Annotated in this window: 1 protein-coding gene; it reads left to right on the top strand. The window is 60.3% G+C overall.

The genetic code is table 11. The features are described from left to right. A partial coding sequence (locus F2P44_RS34595) for an IS66 family transposase (protein ID WP_167094628.1) occupies nucleotides 1-413 on the top strand: 413 nt, incomplete at both ends.

The following is a 413-nucleotide window of genomic DNA, read 5'->3' as shown; positions in this document are numbered from 1 at the left end:
CTGCACTGGCTGCATATCGCCGCCAACGACACGCATACATGGTATGGCGTCCATGCCAAGCGCGGCCTCGACGCCATTGAGGAGCACGGCATTCTCCCCAACCGTACCGGCGTGCTCGTGCACGATTGCTGGGCCCCATACTGGCGGCTCGACGACAGCATTCACGCCCTGTGCAACGCCCACCTGCTGCGCGAATTGCTGCATCTGACGGAAACGACCAGTCAATCGTGGCCGCAGGCGATGAGCGACTTCCTGCTTACTGCTGACAAGTTGCGCGTGGCTGCGCGGGATCAACAGATCGTCTTCAGCGACAATGACGTGCGGGCCTTTCGTACTGTCTATGACAACATCGTGTCCGAAGGCGAGTTGCTCAATCCGGAAATTGCCAATGCGAAAGGCGGGCGGGCCAAGCA

Source organism: Massilia frigida (assembly GCF_011682175.1).
GTDB lineage: Bacteria > Pseudomonadota > Gammaproteobacteria > Burkholderiales > Burkholderiaceae_D > Telluria_A > Telluria_A frigida.
Note: the sequence above shows the minus strand (reverse complement) of the source record. Positions and strands in the feature narration are given on the sequence as shown.